This window comes from Erwinia mallotivora (assembly GCF_000590885.1).
In the GTDB taxonomy this organism is placed as follows: domain Bacteria; phylum Pseudomonadota; class Gammaproteobacteria; order Enterobacterales; family Enterobacteriaceae; genus Erwinia; species Erwinia mallotivora.
This window is the reverse complement of the sequence record NZ_JFHN01000014.1, coordinates 1-16112: the sequence shown is the minus strand read 5'-3', so window position 1 is coordinate 16112 and position 16112 is coordinate 1. Positions and strand designations below refer to the sequence as shown.

The 16112-nt window shown below is 53.1% G+C and carries 13 protein-coding genes and 1 rRNA gene; 6 read left to right on the top strand and 8 right to left on the bottom strand.

Going from position 1 to position 16112, the window contains the following annotated elements; translation table 11 throughout:
- Positions 1 to 34: 34 nt before the first annotated feature.
- A protein-coding gene (locus BG55_RS01000; protein WP_152542550.1) for an IS3 family transposase occupies positions 35 to 1251 on the bottom strand; the annotation gives its coding sequence in 2 pieces (ribosomal slippage) (positions 35 to 904 and positions 907 to 1251; 1215 coding nt in all).
- A gap of 109 nt (positions 1252 to 1360) precedes the next feature.
- Positions 1361 to 1696: a universal stress protein UspB gene (uspB, locus tag BG55_RS00990; protein WP_034933288.1), complete on the bottom strand. Its 336-nt coding sequence runs from the start codon at positions 1694 to 1696 to the stop codon at positions 1361 to 1363.
- Between the two features lie 344 nt (positions 1697 to 2040).
- Here uspB and uspA point away from each other — a divergent pair, with 344 nt between their 5' ends.
- Complete coding sequence (gene uspA, locus BG55_RS00985) at positions 2041 to 2478, top strand: universal stress protein UspA (protein ID WP_034933287.1); 438 nt, start codon at positions 2041 to 2043, stop codon at positions 2476 to 2478.
- 157 nt (positions 2479 to 2635) lie between these two features.
- Here the strand turns inward: uspA and rsmJ are convergent, their stop codons facing one another.
- Complete coding sequence (gene rsmJ, locus BG55_RS00980; protein WP_034933286.1) at positions 2636 to 3391, bottom strand: 16S rRNA (guanine(1516)-N(2))-methyltransferase RsmJ; 756 nt, start codon at positions 3389 to 3391, stop codon at positions 2636 to 2638.
- The gene (gene prlC, locus BG55_RS00975) at positions 3391 to 5436 is read right to left on the bottom strand and encodes an oligopeptidase A (protein WP_034933285.1); all 2046 of its coding nucleotides are present in this window, start codon (positions 5434 to 5436) and stop codon (positions 3391 to 3393) included. The genes rsmJ and prlC overlap by 1 nt, the downstream gene beginning before the upstream one ends.
- Positions 5437 to 5615: 179 nt before the next feature.
- Between prlC and BG55_RS00970 the strand changes: the two genes are divergently transcribed.
- Together BG55_RS00970 and BG55_RS00965 are read left to right on the top strand one after the other, a co-directional pair.
- A complete protein-coding gene (locus BG55_RS00970) occupies positions 5616 to 6440 on the top strand; it encodes a CPBP family intramembrane glutamic endopeptidase (protein ID WP_034933284.1) in 825 nt (274 codons plus the stop codon).
- A gap of 265 nt (positions 6441 to 6705) precedes the next feature.
- Positions 6706 to 7548 carry a 23S rRNA (adenine(2030)-N(6))-methyltransferase RlmJ gene (locus tag BG55_RS00965; RefSeq protein ID WP_034933282.1) on the top strand — a complete coding sequence of 281 codons (843 nt, stop codon included), beginning with the start codon at positions 6706 to 6708 and terminating at the stop codon, positions 7546 to 7548.
- Positions 7549 to 7588: 40 nt separating this feature from the next.
- Here the strand turns inward: BG55_RS00965 and rnz are convergent, their stop codons facing one another.
- Positions 7589 to 8503 (bottom strand): ribonuclease Z, encoded by a 915-nt coding sequence (gene rnz / locus BG55_RS00960; protein ID WP_034933280.1) that lies wholly within the window; start codon positions 8501 to 8503, stop codon positions 7589 to 7591.
- 156 nt (positions 8504 to 8659) lie between these two features.
- Between rnz and gorA the strand changes: the two genes are divergently transcribed.
- From gorA to BG55_RS00945, 3 genes are all read left to right on the top strand, one after another.
- Positions 8660 to 10012 carry a glutathione-disulfide reductase gene (gene gorA / locus BG55_RS00955; protein ID WP_034933279.1) on the top strand — a complete coding sequence of 451 codons (1353 nt, stop codon included), beginning with the start codon at positions 8660 to 8662 and terminating at the stop codon, positions 10010 to 10012.
- Positions 10013 to 10359: 347 nt separating this feature from the next.
- A complete protein-coding gene (gene katG / locus BG55_RS00950) occupies positions 10360 to 12540 on the top strand; it encodes a catalase/peroxidase HPI (protein ID WP_034933278.1) in 2181 nt (726 codons plus the stop codon).
- A gap of 274 nt (positions 12541 to 12814) precedes the next feature.
- The gene (locus BG55_RS00945) at positions 12815 to 13636 is read left to right on the top strand and encodes an alpha/beta fold hydrolase (protein WP_034933277.1); all 822 of its coding nucleotides are present in this window, start codon (positions 12815 to 12817) and stop codon (positions 13634 to 13636) included.
- Between the two features lie 117 nt (positions 13637 to 13753).
- On the opposite strand, the gene birA is transcribed toward BG55_RS00945, so the two are convergent.
- From birA to rrf, 3 genes are all read right to left on the bottom strand, one after another.
- Positions 13754 to 14719, bottom strand: coding sequence for a bifunctional biotin--[acetyl-CoA-carboxylase] ligase/biotin operon repressor BirA (gene birA, locus BG55_RS00940; RefSeq protein WP_034933275.1), 966 nt, complete (start codon positions 14717 to 14719; stop codon positions 13754 to 13756).
- Positions 14716 to 15753, bottom strand: coding sequence for a UDP-N-acetylmuramate dehydrogenase (gene murB / locus BG55_RS00935; protein WP_034933272.1), 1038 nt, complete (start codon positions 15751 to 15753; stop codon positions 14716 to 14718). Before murB ends, birA begins: the two co-directional genes overlap by 4 nt.
- 175 nt (positions 15754 to 15928) lie before the next feature.
- A 5S ribosomal RNA gene (gene rrf, locus BG55_RS00930) occupies positions 15929 to 16044 on the bottom strand.
- Between the last annotated feature and the right edge of the window lie 68 nt (positions 16045 to 16112).

Genomic DNA, 16112 nt, shown 5'->3' with positions numbered 1-16112 from the left:
GACTAGTCCTGGCATAGGTTGACACTTTACGCCCTCAAAACGCCTGATGTACTGCATCTGGCGTTTTATATTTCAGCGACAGATGCGGTCGCTGGCTATTGTAGATTCTTACCGACTCCGCCACCATTATTTCTGCCTGAACGATGTCTGCCGGGCGCGTTATCAGCAGCTCGTTTTTCAGTATTCCGTTGACCCTCTCCGCAATGGCGTTCTGATAACAGTCATACCCATCCGTCATTGAGCAGATTAGCCCGTGTCTTTCATGCACCGACTGGTACATCGCTGAGCAGTACTGTATGCCGCGATCGGAGTGATGGATCAGCGGTGTCCTGCCATGCCGGTTTTTCAGTGCCATCTGTAGCGCCTTCACCACGTGCTCTGTATGAAGACTTTCATGCACATGGTAACCCACTATTTTCCGTGAGAATGCGTCGGTTACCAGGCTCACGTAAGCCGTGCCGGTTCTGACCGGAAGCCAGGTAATGTCCGCCACCCAAACCTGCTCCGGGCCGGAGATGACGGTCCGCCCCGGCCCGTCTTTCAGCAGGTTTGGATGCTTATAAAAGCGATGATGGCTGTGGGTTGTTTTATGATAAGCCCTGGCCGGACGTACCCGCAGCCCGGCCTCCCGGAGTACGGTAAACAGGCTGTCCCGCCCGATATGCAGTTCAGGTGCATCCCGACAGTTAAGGATATGGTGCAGCTTGCGCGTGCCCAGGCGCGGTTGCTGCATCCTGAGGTTTTTCACTTCCTCAGTAATGCGGCAGGCCTGCTCTGACTTACGTTGCACGCGCTGACACCCCTGATACCAGGCCTGACGGCTTATTTTTAAAAACCGGCAGACCCTGACGATGGTCAGTCCGGGTGTTTTTGCCTGCGCGATAACGAAGCTAACTGCTTTTTTGTCAGCGTGGCACCGAACTCAGTGTTCATGACCTTCACGACGGCCTCAAAGAACTGCGCCTTCACTTCGGATTCAGCCAGCTGCTGCTCAAGCTCTTTGATTCGTTGTTCAGGCGTAAGGGGAAGGGATTTTTTCATGAGTCCTCCACGTGCGCTGCGCTGCTTTGAAGAGTGCCAGTCCAGCTGGCCATATTTACGCAGCCACTTCAGAACGGTGGAGCACCCCTGGATACCGTAGCGCTCCTGAGCCTGACGATAAGTCATCTCACCTTTTTCAACCTGCTCAACGACGGCCAGTTTAAAGGACAGAGAGTAGTCGCGTTGTGTACGTTTAACATATTGCTTCATCACATTCTCCTCAGAATCGCGGGAAAATGTGTCAACGCTATTCAGGACGGGTCATGTCAATAAAAAAGGGTGGGACTGGTTCCCACCCTTTTCACTTTCTGCGGTTTATTCAATGCCAGAAAAGTAAACCTGCGAGGCTGACCAGCACCAGTCCACAGAGTGCGCTGCTGAGAATAAACTGCCCGCGCACACGCTCACAGCGACGAATAAATTCATCATCATGATGATCGCGATAACGCTGTAACCAGATATAGCGCACCAACCTTACCTGCTTGCCCGGCTGCCCATGTGAAGTAAAAAACCCCGCTCCATCAACATACTGATACAGCAAAGGATCGCACCCGCGAAGCACCACCAGTAATGCGCGCAAAGAGGAAAAATAACGCGCCATGTTCACCAGACAAACGACACACAAAGCCCAAAAAAGCGCGGTAGTGCTAATCATCTCTCCTCCAGGTAGCGCGAAGGCCGTTAGCGCAGGAATTATCTTCACTTTTCAGTGTAGGAGATCAGTTTAAAATTTTTCCAGCGATGTTCTCTGTGACTTTATTAAAAAGAGAAAAATTCAATTTGATCCGCTTCGCAAAGGCCATACGCGGCAGACTCATGGGTTAACAATTCGGGCTATACTGGATCGCATTAAGAAAAGCGTCACCAGCCAGCCCACTGTACAGGCCTTGAAAAATCCCGCCCATCTTCAACATTACAAAGGATTTCAATGTGTTATGATAGCAACAAGACAAGATTGTCTTGCGGCGACCTGCCGCAACAAATGGAAGGAGTAGCGTTATGTCTTACAAGCACATTCTGATTGCCGTCGATCTTTCACCGGAAAGTAAGCTGCTGGTCGCTAAGGCAGTTTCCATCGCCCGCCCCTATGATGCCAGAGTTTCGTTGATTCACGTGGATGTAAACTATTCTGATCTCTACACCGGATTAATCGATGTTAATCTGGGCGATATGCAGAAGCGCATTTCTGAAGAAACTCACTCAGCTTTAACAGAGCTCTCCACCAGCGCAGGGTATCCGGTGTCAGAAACCCTGAGCGGCAGTGGCGATCTTGGTCAGGTGCTGGTTGATGCCATTAAACAGTACGATGTGGATCTGGTGGTGTGCGGGCATCACCAGGACTTCTGGAGCAAACTGATGTCATCAGCCCGCCAGCTTATTAATACTGTCCACGTTGATATGTTGATTGTGCCCCTGCGCGATGAGGAAGATCAGTAAGTTCTGGCTTTACGATTTACTGCCCCGATATGTCAAACCGCGGCAGCTCTGAATCAGAAGCGATGTACCTTAAAAAAACGTCCCCCCTGTGACAGATAGATGTCCGGCACAGGGGGGACGTTTACTTTACCGCTCCAGTCCCTTGAAAAGCTGGCTTTTACTCGCCGTCCAGTGGCGGATAGATATCAAAACGGTGACTTTTTGTCACCACCGCAGAGCGGGTCTCTACGCCAGCCAGCGGCGGGGCATAATCTGGCCGCTTTACCACCACCCGTTTTTTTGCCAGCCTGCGGGCCGGGGCCAGTAAGCCATCGGCATCATCATCTGCGCCAACCAGCGTCTGGAACACCCGCATCTCTTTCTTTACCAGCGCACTTTTCTGCTTATGTGGGTACATAGGGTCGAGATAGACCACGTCGGGCCTGTCGCTGAACTCACTCAGCGCCGCCAGGCTGGAAGCATGGATTAACGTTAACCGGTCACGCAGCCAGCCGCCAATTTCGGCATCCTGATAGCCCCGCTGTAAGCCATCCTCAAGCAACGCAGCCACCACCGGATGACGTTCCAGCATCCGGACACGACACCCCAGCGAAGCCAGCACAAAGGCATCGCGTCCCAGTCCCGCTGTGGCATCAACGACTGCCGGCAAAAAAGTGCCTTTGATTCCTACTGCTTTTGCCACCGCCTCACCACGACCGCCGCCAAAACGTCGGCGATGGGCCATCGCGCCTGCCACAAAATCCACAAAGATGCCGCCGAGCTTTGGCTCATCACGCTTACGCAGCTCCAGGTGGGTGGGCGTCATCACCAGAGCCATTGACGCACTGTCAGCATGGTGCAACTGCCAGCGGGACGCCAAAACAGAAAAGGCGTCGTCGCCGACGCCTGTCTCATCAATAAAACAAATTTCCACTAAACCTGTTCCTGAATGCCGTAGTGATCCAGCATCGCATCCAGCTGCGGTTCACGTCCCCGGAAGCGCCGGAACAGCTCCATTGGTTCTTCAGACCCTCCGCGAGTCAGGATGTTATCCAGGAAGGACTGACCGGTTTCACGGTTAAAAATCCCTTCATCTTTGAAGCGCGAATACGCATCAGCGGCCAGTACGTCGGCCCACAGGTAGCTGTAATAGCCAGCCGCATAGCCACCCGCAAAAATATGGCTGAAAGCATGGGGGAAACGCCCCCACGACGGCCCCGGCACCACCGCCACCTGCTTTTTAATCTCCTGCAACATCTCAAGAATTTGCGCACCTTTCGCAGGCTCAAACTCGGCGTGTAAGCGGAAGTCAAACAGACCAAATTCCAGCTGACGCAGGATAAACAGCGCCGCCTGATAGTTTTTTGCCGCCAGCATTTTATCCAGCAGTGCCTGCGGCAGGGGCTCACCCGTTTCATAATGTCCGGAGATAAATGCCAGCGCTTCCGGTTCCCAGCACCAGTTTTCCATAAACTGACTTGGCAGCTCGACCGCATCCCACGGCACACCGTTAATGCCAGATACGCCAGGCGTTTCAATGCGGGTCAGCATATGGTGCAGGCCATGACCAAATTCATGGAACAGCGTGGTCACTTCATTATGCGTAAACAGCGCCGGTTTACCTGCCAGTGGGCGGTTGAAGTTACAGGTCAGATAAGCCACCGGTTTTTGCAGTGATCCATCCGCCTTACGCATCTGACCAACACAGTCATCCATCCACGCCCCACCGCGTTTGTGCTCGCGGGCATAGAGATCCAGATAGAAGCTGCCACGCAGTTCACCGCTTTCATCAAACAGGTCGAAGAAGCGCACATCCGGATGATAAACATCCACATCTTTGCGCTCCTGCGCGGTGATGCCATAAATACGTTTCACCACCTCGAACAGGCCACTGACCGCGCGCTCTTCCGGGAAGTAAGGCCGTAGCTGTTCGTCATTAATGGTGTAGAGATGCTGCTTCTGTTTCTCGCCGTAATAGGTCAGGTCCCAGGGTTGCAGCTCGTCGACACCGTGTTCTTTCTTCGCAAAAGCGCGTAGCTGCTGCAACTCTTTCTCAGCCTGTGGCCGCGCGCGCTGCGCCAGGTCGGTCAGAAAACCGGTCACCTGCTCCACATTTTCAGCCATTTTGGTCGCCAGCGATTTATCAGCATAAGAGGCAAACCCCAGCAATTGCGCCAGCTCGTGACGCAGCGCCAGCTCTTCGGCCATCACCTCGCTGTTATCCCACTTGCCCGCATTCGGCCCCTGATCGGAGGCGCGCGTGGAGTAGGCGCGATACATCTCTTCACGCAGCGCCGGGTTATCGCAATAGGTCATTACCGGCAGATAGCTGGGAATATCCAGCGTCAGCAGCCAGCCCTGTTGTTCTTTCGCCTCAGCCTGCGCTTTTGCCGCCGCCAGCGCGCTCTCCGGCAGGCCAGACAGTTCGCTTTCATCAGCGATCAGCTTGCTCCAGCCCATAGTGGCATCCAGCACGTTATTGCTGTATTTCGAACCCAGTTCAGAGAGGCGCGCCGCTATTTCGCCATAGCGCTTCTGCTTCTCCGGTGACAGGCCAATCCCGGACAGCTCAAAATCACGCAGCGAGTTATCAACCGCTTTCTTCTGCGCGAGACTGAGACCTTCATAGCTGTGCTCTTTCAGGTTACGGTACGCCTGATACAGCCCCTTATGCTGCCCCACCCAGGTGCTGTATTCCGACAACAGAGGCAGCGTCTGCTCGTAAGCTTCACGCAGCTCCGGACTGTTTTTAACCGAATTCAGATGGCTGACAGGCGAGAACAGACGTCCCAGACGATCGTCCACTTCAGCCAACGGCTGCACCAGACTCTCCCACGTATAAGGCGCGCCCTTTGCCACCGCCGTTTCAACCGCCGCTCGGCAGTCTTCCAGGGCTTTGGTTACGGCAGGCACAACATGTTCTGGTTTAATGGCGGAGAAAGGCGGGAGAGTGAAAGATGTCAGTAACGGGTTGGTCATAGCGCAGTCCTTGTTCATGATAGGTTTGAAGCGCGGTTAAACGCACGATTACGTTAACATGAGGCTAAGTGTAGCGAAAATCAAGGCAGGGCAGCGCGCTTGCCTGAGAGGCCGCCTGGTAGCATACTTTTTCCGCCGCTATGTTGGTATGACTGTTTATTTCACAGGGAGCGTTCACTATGTGGTATCTGTTAGCCGCCTCATTATTCTTTTTACCGTTTCACCTGCGCATATCACTGGCTCTGCTGGCAATCACGCTGGCGGTTGGGGTTTTCAACCATACGCTGCAACTGCCAGGTCTGATGGCACTGGCAGGGCTGGCGGCGGTGGCAATTTATCGTGTGAAGGCCAGTGAGCACTCTGTGGCGGGCAGGGCAGCGGAGTTTATTCTGGTTGCCGCATCGCTGGCACTGATGCTGCATCTGGTTCCCGGATTCAACAACCATCAGGTTGTGCAGGCGGTGAAAGTCGGGCCGGAAAGTGCGCCTTTCAGCTTCTGGTACAATCTGGATAAAGCGCTGATCCCTTTCCTGCTGCTGGCCTGCCTGCCAACCCTGCTCAGACGCCCCGCCGTTTCTCCCGCCAATTCGCTGTGGTGGCTGGTACTGCTGCTGGCGATGCCGATGTTGTTGCTGGTCGCCACGCTTTCAGGCGGGCTGCGCGTGGAGCTTCACGCCCCTGAGTGGCTGGGGTCATTTATGCTGGCCAATCTGTTCTTTGTCTCGCTGGCAGAAGAAGCCCTGTTCCGTGGCTATATTCAGCAGCGACTCAGCCAGTTGATGGGCAATATCTGGGGATTATTGCTTGCAGCACTGTTGTTCGGCCTGGCGCATATTGCCGGTGGCCCGCTACTGGTATTTTTTGCCACCCTCACCGGGATCATTTACGGCCTCGCCTGGCTGTGGAGCGGACGAATCTGGCTGGCCACGCTGGTCCATTTTTGCTTTAACCTGCTGCATTTGCTGTTTTTTACCTACCCTGTCTGGCAGCACCACCCGGCATAACAGACGATCTTACCGTGCGGACGGGTGCCTGTCCGCCACCTTAACCGCCGGACCTCTCTGCCTGCGGCAAATCATGCCGATTTGTTCAGTTGCTTTCAGCCCATCCGGCGAGCATCCCTGATATAATCCTCCGCCTCAAAGGGTTCTCATGCTTTTTCCTGCATCCGTTGCTGTGCGTCGTTCTGTGGGGTAATTCGTGGGCAATCATTATAGTAAATTGATTACCATCAATCAGAGCCTTGTAAAATCAACAGGATAAATAAGAATGCTCAGCTATCGACACAGTTTTCATGCCGGTAACCATGCCGATGTACTTAAGCACACGGTTCAGAGCCTGATCATTGATGCGCTCAACGAGAAAGAGAAACCGTTCCTTTATCTTGATACCCATGCCGGTGCCGGACGCTACCAGTTGAGCGGCGAACATGCTGAACGTACAGGTGAATATCTGGAAGGTATTGCCCGTATCTGGCAGCAGGATGATTTACCGGCAGAGCTGGCCAGCTATATTTCCTGCATCAAGGCGTTGAATCCGGGCGGCAGATTGCGTTATTACCCCGGTTCACCGCTGATTGCGCGTCATTTGCTGCGGGCTGGCGATAAACTGAATCTGACCGAGCTGCACCCGAGTGATTATCCGCTGCTGCGTAATGAATTCCAGAAAGATGAACGCGCCCGCACCGAGCGTGCAGACGGCTACCAGCAGTTGAAATCAAAACTACCGCCACCCTCACGCCGGGGCCTGATTCTGATCGACCCGCCCTATGAAATGAAAAGCGACTATCAGGCGGTCGTGAAGGGTATTCAGGAAGGCTATAAACGTTTTGGCACCGGCATCTATGCATTGTGGTATCCGGTGGTATTGCGCCAGCAGATTAAGCGTCTGTTTGCCGATCTGCAAGCCACCGGCATCCGTCGTATTTTGCAGATCGAACTGGCGGTACTGCCTGACAGCGATCGGCGCGGCATGACCGCATCGGGCATGGTGGTGATTAACCCACCGTGGAAACTGGAGCAGCAGATGAATAATGTGTTGCCGTGGCTGCATAAGCATCTGGTCCCCGGCGGCACCGGGCACACTAAAGTCAGCTGGATTGTACCGGAGTAATCTTTGCTGCCGGGTAACGCTCCCGGCAGCTTCTGTGGCGTTATAAGCTGAAGAGCGAAAAATCGTGCGCCATCTCTGTTTGCGGGAAAATCTTCCGACACTCTGCCAGTAAGCGTTCATCATCCTCGCGCAGATAACGCGAACTGAGGTGCGTCACAATCAGCCTTTTCGCTCCGGCCTGTTTTGCCACCGTCGCAGCCTGCACGGTGGAAGAGTGTCCGCGTCCATTGGCTTTTTCTTGCATTGCCACCTCCAGGGTGGCTTCATGTACCACCACATCGGCGTTGTCAGCCAGTTCGGCCGCGGCAGCTGTCGGGCCGGTATCGCCAAAAATCGCCAGCGTCAGCCCTTTCACCGATGGCCCCAGATAGTGGCGGCCATCGACAACCCGGCCATCCTGCATCGTCACCGTTTTGCCTCGCTTAAGCTGCTGGAAAAGGTGGCCTGGTTTGATGCCATCGGCCAGCAGACGCGCAGCATCAAGCCTTCCCGGCTTATCATGCTGTTCAATACGAAAGCCATAGCATTCGACCGGATGGGTCAGCGGAAAGGCTGTTACACGGAAGTGCTCATCGTTGAAGATTTCTCCGGCAGTAATTTCCACAATCTCCAGCGGAAAACAGAGCCAGGAACCGCTGAGACTGAGGGTGGTTTCCACAAAGGCTTTAATCCCGGGCGGTCCATAAAGCGTGATGGGATCTTTGTTGCCACTCATTGACCGGCTGGTCAGCAATCCCGGCAGGCCAAAAACATGGTCGCCATGCAGATGGGTAATAAAAATTTTCTCCAGCCTGGCTGGCTTGACCGGACTGCGCATTATCTGATGCTGCGTGCCTTCCCCACAGTCGAACAACCAACTGCCACCGCGCGCTGGCGGTAGATTTAAGGCAATACTGGTGACATTACGCAGGCGGCTCGGTGTGCCTGCGCCGGTGCCTAAAAATAGCAGTTCCATCCGTCTTCCCTCTGCGCGTTGCTTAGCAAGCCCCGATTATTACCGATTTTTCTGCACTCCGCCCTATCACAATCATAGGTGCAATCTTTGCGGGATGGACCCGAGTAACGCTACACTAACGCCAGTTTACTTCACCGACTTATTGGAACATTCCCGATGACCAGACATTATGACTACCTTGCTATTGGTGGCGGCAGCGGCGGCATCGCCTCTGTAAATCGCGCTGCCATGTATGGACAAAAGTGCGCGCTGATCGAGGCAAAAGATCTGGGCGGTACCTGCGTGAATGTCGGATGTGTGCCGAAAAAAGTGATGTGGCATGCAGCGCAAATTGCCGAAGCAATCCATCAGTACGGCCCGGACTACGGTTTTGATACCACCGTAAACAGCTTCAACTGGAATACGCTGGTTAAAAATCGTAGCGCCTACATTGACCGCATCCATACCTCTTATGACAACGTGTTGGGCAAAAATAAGGTTGAGGTAATCAAAGGTTTCGCCCGCTTTATTGATGCACACACCGTGGAAGTTAACGGTGAGAAGATCACTGCGGACCACATTCTGATTGCCACCGGTGGCCGTCCCAGCCAGCCTTCAGTGCCTGGTGCAGAATACGGTATCGATTCTGATGGCTTTTTCGAGCTGAATGCCCTGCCGAAACGCACCGCCGTGGTGGGCGCTGGTTACATCGCGGTTGAAATTGCGGGCGTGGTCAACGCTCTGGGTTCTGAAACTCATCTGTTCGTGCGCAAACATGCCCCGTTGCGTTCTTTCGATCCGTTGATCGTTGAAACGCTGGTTGAGGTGATGAACACCGAAGGCCCAACGCTGCACACCGAGTCTGTGCCAAAGGCGGTAATCAAAAATGCCGACGGCAGCCTGACTCTGCAACTGGAAAACGGTAAAGAGCAGACCGTTGATTGCCTGGTATGGGCGATTGGTCGCGAACCGGCGACTGATAATCTGAACCTGGAAGCGACCGGTGTAAAGCTGAATGAAAAAGGCTATATCAACGTCGATAAATATCAGAATACCAGCGTCGCGGGCATTTACGCGGTGGGTGATAACACTGGCGCAGTCGAATTGACGCCGGTCGCGGTGGCAGCGGGTCGTCGCCTGTCTGAACGCCTGTTTAATAACAAACCGGAAGAGCACCTGGATTACAGCAACGTCCCCACCGTGGTCTTCAGCCATCCACCAATTGGTACTGTTGGCCTGAGCGAACCCGAAGCCCGTGAGCAATACGGGGATGACCAGGTGAAAGTGTATAAATCCGCTTTCACCGCCATGTATACCGCTGTGACGCAGCATCGCCAGCCGTGCCGTATGAAGCTGGTTTGCGTCGGAAAAGATGAGAAAATTGTCGGTATTCACGGCATCGGTTACGGTATGGACGAGATATTGCAGGGCTTTGCGGTGGCGCTGAAAATGGGCGCAACCAAAAAAGATTTCGACAATACCGTAGCGATTCATCCGACTGGTGCGGAAGAATTTGTCACCATGCGCTGATTCAGCTTCTCGCCCGCAATCATGCTGATTGCAGTTCTCGGCGGTTACGCAACGCATGTTAATGCGCGCTGAACAGGGACGCAGAGAGAATTTTCAGTCACACAGGGGCCCATAATCAGGGCCCTTTTTTTCTTCCCGCCCAATCATGCCTTTCAAAGCAACGAGTTGCATATTGACCTACGCTTATCAGCGGAAGCAATGTCGTGCCCTGACCGTCACGTCCCGTAATCCTCGACAAAATGAAAGGAATTAACTATCACACCCGTAGTTTTATACAGGTAGGACTTATCCGGAAAGGCATTTATCGTACCAAGACATCAGAACATCTTAAAAAATGGAGCTTATTCATGAGTACGCCAACCGATTCACAAGACACCTCCGCTGCGGGAAAATGCCCCTTTCATCAGGGCAAACAGGAACAGCATGCGGGTGGCGGCACGACCAGCCGTGACTGGTGGCCCAATCAATTACGCGTGGACCTGCTCAATCAACACTCTGAACGTTCTAATCCGCTGGGCAAAAGTTTTAACTATCGTCAGGAGTTCAGCAAGCTCGACTATTTTGCGCTGAAAGGTGACCTCAAAGCACTGCTGACTGATTCTCAACCGTGGTGGCCAGCCGACTGGGGCAGCTATATCGGTCTTTTCATCCGTATGGCCTGGCACAGTGCGGGGACCTACCGTTCTGTCGATGGCCGTGGCGGCTCCGGACGCGGTCAGCAGCGCTTTGCGCCATTAAACTCATGGCCGGATAACGTCAGCCTTGATAAGGCCCGCCGCCTGCTGTGGCCGGTCAAACAGAAGTATGGTCAGAAAATTTCCTGGGCTGACCTCTATATTCTGGCCGGTAACGTGGCGCTGGAAAGTGCCGGTTTTCGCACCTTCGGTTTTGGTGCCGGGCGCGAAGACGTCTGGGAGCCGGATATGGATGTGGACTGGGGAAGTGAAAAAACCTGGCTGGAGCATCGCCATCCTGAATCTCTGGCCCAGGCTCCGTTGGGTGCCACCGAAATGGGTCTGATTTATGTTAACCCTGAAGGGCCTGAACACAGCGGCGATCCTGCTTCAGCAGCCCCGGCGATTCGGGCGACCTTCGGCAATATGGGTATGGATGATGAGGAGATTGTTGCTCTGATTGCAGGTGGTCATACGCTGGGTAAAACTCACGGTGCTGGCGAAACCAGTCATGTCGGAGCCGATCCGGAAGCCGCCTCGATTGAATCACAAGGCTTCGGCTGGTCAAGCACGCATGGAAGTGGCTCAGGCGCAGATGCCATCACCTCTGGTCTGGAAGTGGTATGGTCACAAACACCGACGCAGTGGAGCAATTACTTTTTCGAAAACCTGTTCAAATATGAGTGGGTGCAGACACGTAGTCCGGCGGGAGCCATTCAGTTTGAGGCGGTTAATGCTGAAGAAATTATTCCCGATCCATTCGATAAGGCTAAAAAACGTAAGCCAACCATGTTGGTTACCGACCTGACATTACGTTTCGATCCGGAATTCGAAAAAATTTCCCGCCGTTTTCTTAACAACCCACAGGCGTTTAACGAAGCGTTCGCCCGCGCCTGGTATAAGCTGACTCACAGAGATATGGGGCCTCTGGCTCGCTATATTGGACCGGAAGTGCCGAAAGAAGCGTTAATCTGGCAGGATCCGCTGCCGCAGGCGGTTCATCATCCTGACAATGCAGATATTGCCAATCTGAAAACGGCTATCGCGCAATCCGATCTGTCCGTCAGCGAACTGGTTTCTGTTGCCTGGGCGTCAGCGTCCACTTTCCGGGGTGGTGACAAACGTGGCGGTGCAAATGGTGCCAGACTGGCGCTGGCACCACAACGCGACTGGCCGGTGAATGCAAATGTGGCGCGTGCGGTGTCCGTGTTGCAGGGCATCCAGCAGGCATCCGGCAAAGCTTCGCTGGCTGATATTATCGTGCTGGCGGGTGTGGTTGGCGTTGAGAAAGCCGCGCAGGCCGCGGGCGTTAACATTTCCGTTCCTTTCGCGGCAGGACGGGTAGATGCAAGCCAGGATCAAACCGATATTGATCTTTTCGAACTGCTTAATCCAGCTGCTGATGGCTTCCGCAACTATCGTCGCGTCTTCAATAGTGCTTCTACCGAGGAGTTGCTGATTGATAAAGCGCAGCAGCTTACGCTGACCGCACCTGAACTGACCGCCCTGATTGGTGGCCTGCGCGTTCTTGGCGCTAATTTTGACGGCAGCCAGCATGGTGTGTTCACGCAAAGCGCGGGCATACTCAGCAACGACTTTTTCGTTAATCTGCTGGATATGGGTAATGAATGGAAAGCGACCGGCAGCAGCAACGAGATTTTTGAAGGACGCGATCGACTCACCGGGGAGGTGAAATTTACCGCTACCCGCGCAGATCTGGTATTTGGATCTAACGCAGTGCTGCGTTCCGTGGCGGAAGTTTACGCCAGCAGTGATGCCAAAGAGAAGTTCGTTACTGACTTCGTAGCGGCATGGAACAAGGTAATGAATCTGGATCGTTTCGATTTGGCGTAACGTTCACCAGGAGGGGCCTCTCGCCCCTCCTGGCTTATCAGCCTCAGCTACCTGAATCAGATTCCGGTTGTGATCGCCTTTCCTGTTTAAGCTCAGGCTGCATCTTTTCTCAACCTTCTCCTTTTAAATTCAACCTCGCCCATGAAGTCTGTCAGATAACAAAAGATCAATGAGCAATAAGACGATGTTGAACTGTGCGTGAATATTTCTGATGTCTCTTTTTTCTTCAGGGAAGCTATGGTTAACAGACACGGCATGACCTGAGGAAAAGAACATGAGTACATTTACGGCACAGGATGGTACACAGATTTATTTTAAAGACTGGGGTAAAGGTAAACCTGTCATTTTCAGCCACGGCTGGCCGCTGGATGCGGACATGTGGGACAGCCAGATGTATTTCCTGGCAGAACGCGGCTTTCGGGTGATCGCCTGGGATCGTCGTGGCTTTGGTCGTTCAGATCAGCCCTGGCAAGGTTATGATTACGATACTTTTGCTTCAGACATTAATGACCTGTTGCAGCATCTTGATCTGCGGGATGTCACTCTGGTGGGCTTTTCTATGGGCGGTGGCGACGTCAGCCGCTATATCGGGAAGTATGGTACAGATCGGGTGGCCAGTCTGGTGCTGCTGGGCGCAGTCACACCCCTGTTTATAAAGACGGATGACCATCCTGAAGGCGTTGATAAATCAGTCTTTGACGAGATTAAGGCCGGATTAATCAAAGATCGGGCACAGTATATCAGTGACTTTGCCACGCCCTTCTACGGCCTGAATAAGGGGATGTCGATTTCTGACGGCGTATTAACACAGACGCTGAATATGGCCTTGCTGGCTTCCCTTAAGGGAACACTTGACTGTGTCACCGCATTTTCTGAAACCGATTTCCGGCCGGATATGACCAAAATTACCGTGCCAACGCTGATAATTCATGGCAGTAACGATCAGGTGGTGCCCTTCGAAGCCACCGGTAAGCTCGCCGCTGAGATGATTAAACAGTCTCAGTTAAAAATTTATGACGGTGCGCCGCACGGTTTTGCCGTGACCCATCAACAGCAGCTGAACGAGGACCTGCTGGCCTTTCTTAACTCTCTGTAATCAAAATGAAAAAAAGGGGCCACCGGCCCCTCTTTGTACGCATCTGGAATGAAAGTCTGGCTGTTTTTTAAAGATTCCGCACCGATGACGGAAAAATGAAGGCAGCGCAGGGAATCGTTACTTATCCTGCGGACGCAGCGAGATCTCTCCTCCTACCCATGATTTCACGATGCCATCCTGCTCCAGTAGTAATCCACCCTGCTGATCGATGCCTCTGGCAATGCCAGGGATTTCACGGTCGCCTATCAGTAACTTCACCGGACGATCGATAAAATTATCCAGCGCTCTCCAGCGGTCGATAAACGGAGCCAGTCCCTCACTTTCGAACAATGTCAGCGACTGGCGCATTTTGTTTACCAGCCTGGCAGTCAGCAGGTTGCGGTCGATATCAACACCTGCTTCATGCAGGTTAATCCATCCCTGATTGACGATAGTCGTATCCGGCGAGCGCATCGCCAGGTTAATGCCTGTTCCCATCACGATTTGCGCCGCATCGCCCGTTTTCCCCGTTAGTTCTACCAGGATACCCGCCAGTTTACGATCGTGCAGATAGAGGTCATTTGGCCATTTTACCCGTACATCACTGGCCCCTGACTCCTGTAATACTTCGGCGGTGACAATGCCAATCACCAGGCTCAATCCCATCGCGGCAACCGGGCCATGCTCCAGACGCCAGTACATCGAAAGATAGAGGTTGGAGCCAAAGGGTGAAAACCACTGCCTGCCGCGGCGGCCCCTTCCTGCCTGCTGATATTCAGCAACACAGGCATCTCCGGATTGCAATTGATCCATTCTATCCAGCAGATACTGATTGGTGGAATCAATCACCGGTATTACGGCCAGGCGACCATCAACCAGCTGCGCAGTAATCGTTTGTTCATCCAGCAACTGGATCGGCGCTGGCAAACTGTAGCCTTTCCCCACCACGGTAAACACATCTATGCCCCAGTCTTTCAGGGTCTGAATATGTTTATTGATTGCAGCCCGGCTCATACCCAGCTGTTCACCCAACTGCTCGCCCGAATGAAACTCGCCATCCGCTAACAGCCTGATTAATGCCAGAGGAACGATATTCGCTTTCATGAAATTACCTTAACCGCATCCTTTTCTCCTGTAGCACCAATAAAGCGTACTTCAGGCTCAAGCCAGACGTTAAATTTGCTCCCAACGCGCTGTCGCACCTCATGTGCCAGCGCCACAATATCGCTACTGCTGGCCTGTTGCTGGTTGATCAGAACCAGCGCCTGCTGCCGATGCACGGCAGCTCCCCCCACACAAAATCCTTTCAGGTTACAACGATCAATCAGCCAGCCAGCCGCCAGTTTGACCGTGCCATCAGCCTGAGGATAAAGCGGAGCGTCAGGATAATTTTTTAACAAAGAATCAGCAAAAGCCGCATCAACAACCGGGTTTTTGAAAAAACTGCCGGCATTTCCAGTGGTACGAGGATCGGGCAATTTACTGCTGCGCATATGACAGACGGTATCGAAAATCTGCTGTGCCGTAATCGTAGTCGGATCAGATTTACTGAGTTCACCGTAAGTCGTCACCGGTTGCCACGCTTTTTTCAGCTTAAGTCCGACGGCAATAATGGCATAGCCTGTCTGGTAGTGATGCTTGAATATGCTGTCGCGATAACCAAACTGACACTCTTCCGCTGACAAACGCCGCGTTTCACCAGAGGTAAGTTTCAGCACATCAACATATTCACAGACAGTTTTCAGTTCCACACCATAAGCGCCAATATTCTGGATCGGTGCGGAGCCAACACAGCCAGGAATCATCGCCAGATTCTCTAAACCGGAGAAACCATTTTCCAATGAGTACTGCACCAGATTATGCCAGTTTTCACCGGATGCTACGTGCAAATGCCAGGCCTCATCGCTCTCTTTAACGTGGATGCCTTTCAGACGATTGACAATCACAACACCCTGAAAATCTTCCAGAAAAAGAATATTACTTCCCTCTCCGAGTAAAAGAGCGGGCTGCTGATTCTTCTGGCTGGTTTGCCAGGCATTAATCAGCTCAGCGGTGGTTTCGGCCACCACAATTTGTTCTGCTTTGACATCGAGATTGAAGGTATTAAAGGGTTTCAGAGAGGGGGACTGGCTGGACATCAGATGGCCTTAACAAATTTGACTGCCGCCAGTTTACCTGATCGATCGGTCAGTAAGGCTTATTTTTTTACATCTTCAGAGGAAAAAGTCGGCCCGGGAAGGAGGTATCCGCTTTTTACCGCGACACAACGCAAAAAACCCCGGCCTTCCGGTCGGGGTCTTCGCTTTATATGATGCCTGGCAGTTCCCTACTCTCGCATGGGGAGACCCCACACTACCATCGGCGCTACGGCGTTTCACTTCTGAGTTCGGCATGGGGTCAGGTGGGACCACCGCGCTACGGCCGCCAGGCAAATTCTTTGTGCTCGGAACGAATCTTTTACGCCGATGCTGCGTTGGCTGCGCTTGTAAAGTCAGTC

Excerpts from the sequence above, each read along its gene's own strand:
- uspB (WP_034933288.1), bottom strand. The coding sequence starts at position 1,696 with ATGATTAGCACTACCGCGCTTTTTTGGGCTTTGTGTGTCGTTTGTCTG.
- uspA (WP_034933287.1), top strand. The coding sequence starts at position 2,041 with ATGTCTTACAAGCACATTCTGATTGCCGTCGATCTTTCACCGGAAAGT.
- prlC (WP_034933285.1), bottom strand. The coding sequence starts at position 5,436 with ATGACCAACCCGTTACTGACATCTTTCACTCTCCCGCCTTTCTCCGCC.
- BG55_RS00970 (WP_034933284.1), top strand. The coding sequence starts at position 5,616 with ATGTGGTATCTGTTAGCCGCCTCATTATTCTTTTTACCGTTTCACCTG.
- BG55_RS00965 (WP_034933282.1), top strand. The coding sequence starts at position 6,706 with ATGCTCAGCTATCGACACAGTTTTCATGCCGGTAACCATGCCGATGTA.
- rnz (WP_034933280.1), bottom strand. The coding sequence starts at position 8,503 with ATGGAACTGCTATTTTTAGGCACCGGCGCAGGCACACCGAGCCGCCTG.
- gorA (WP_034933279.1), top strand. The coding sequence starts at position 8,660 with ATGACCAGACATTATGACTACCTTGCTATTGGTGGCGGCAGCGGCGGC.
- katG (WP_034933278.1), top strand. The coding sequence starts at position 10,360 with ATGAGTACGCCAACCGATTCACAAGACACCTCCGCTGCGGGAAAATGC.
- BG55_RS00945 (WP_034933277.1), top strand. The coding sequence starts at position 12,815 with ATGAGTACATTTACGGCACAGGATGGTACACAGATTTATTTTAAAGAC.
- birA (WP_034933275.1), bottom strand. The coding sequence starts at position 14,719 with ATGAAAGCGAATATCGTTCCTCTGGCATTAATCAGGCTGTTAGCGGAT.
- murB (WP_034933272.1), bottom strand. The coding sequence starts at position 15,753 with ATGTCCAGCCAGTCCCCCTCTCTGAAACCCTTTAATACCTTCAATCTC.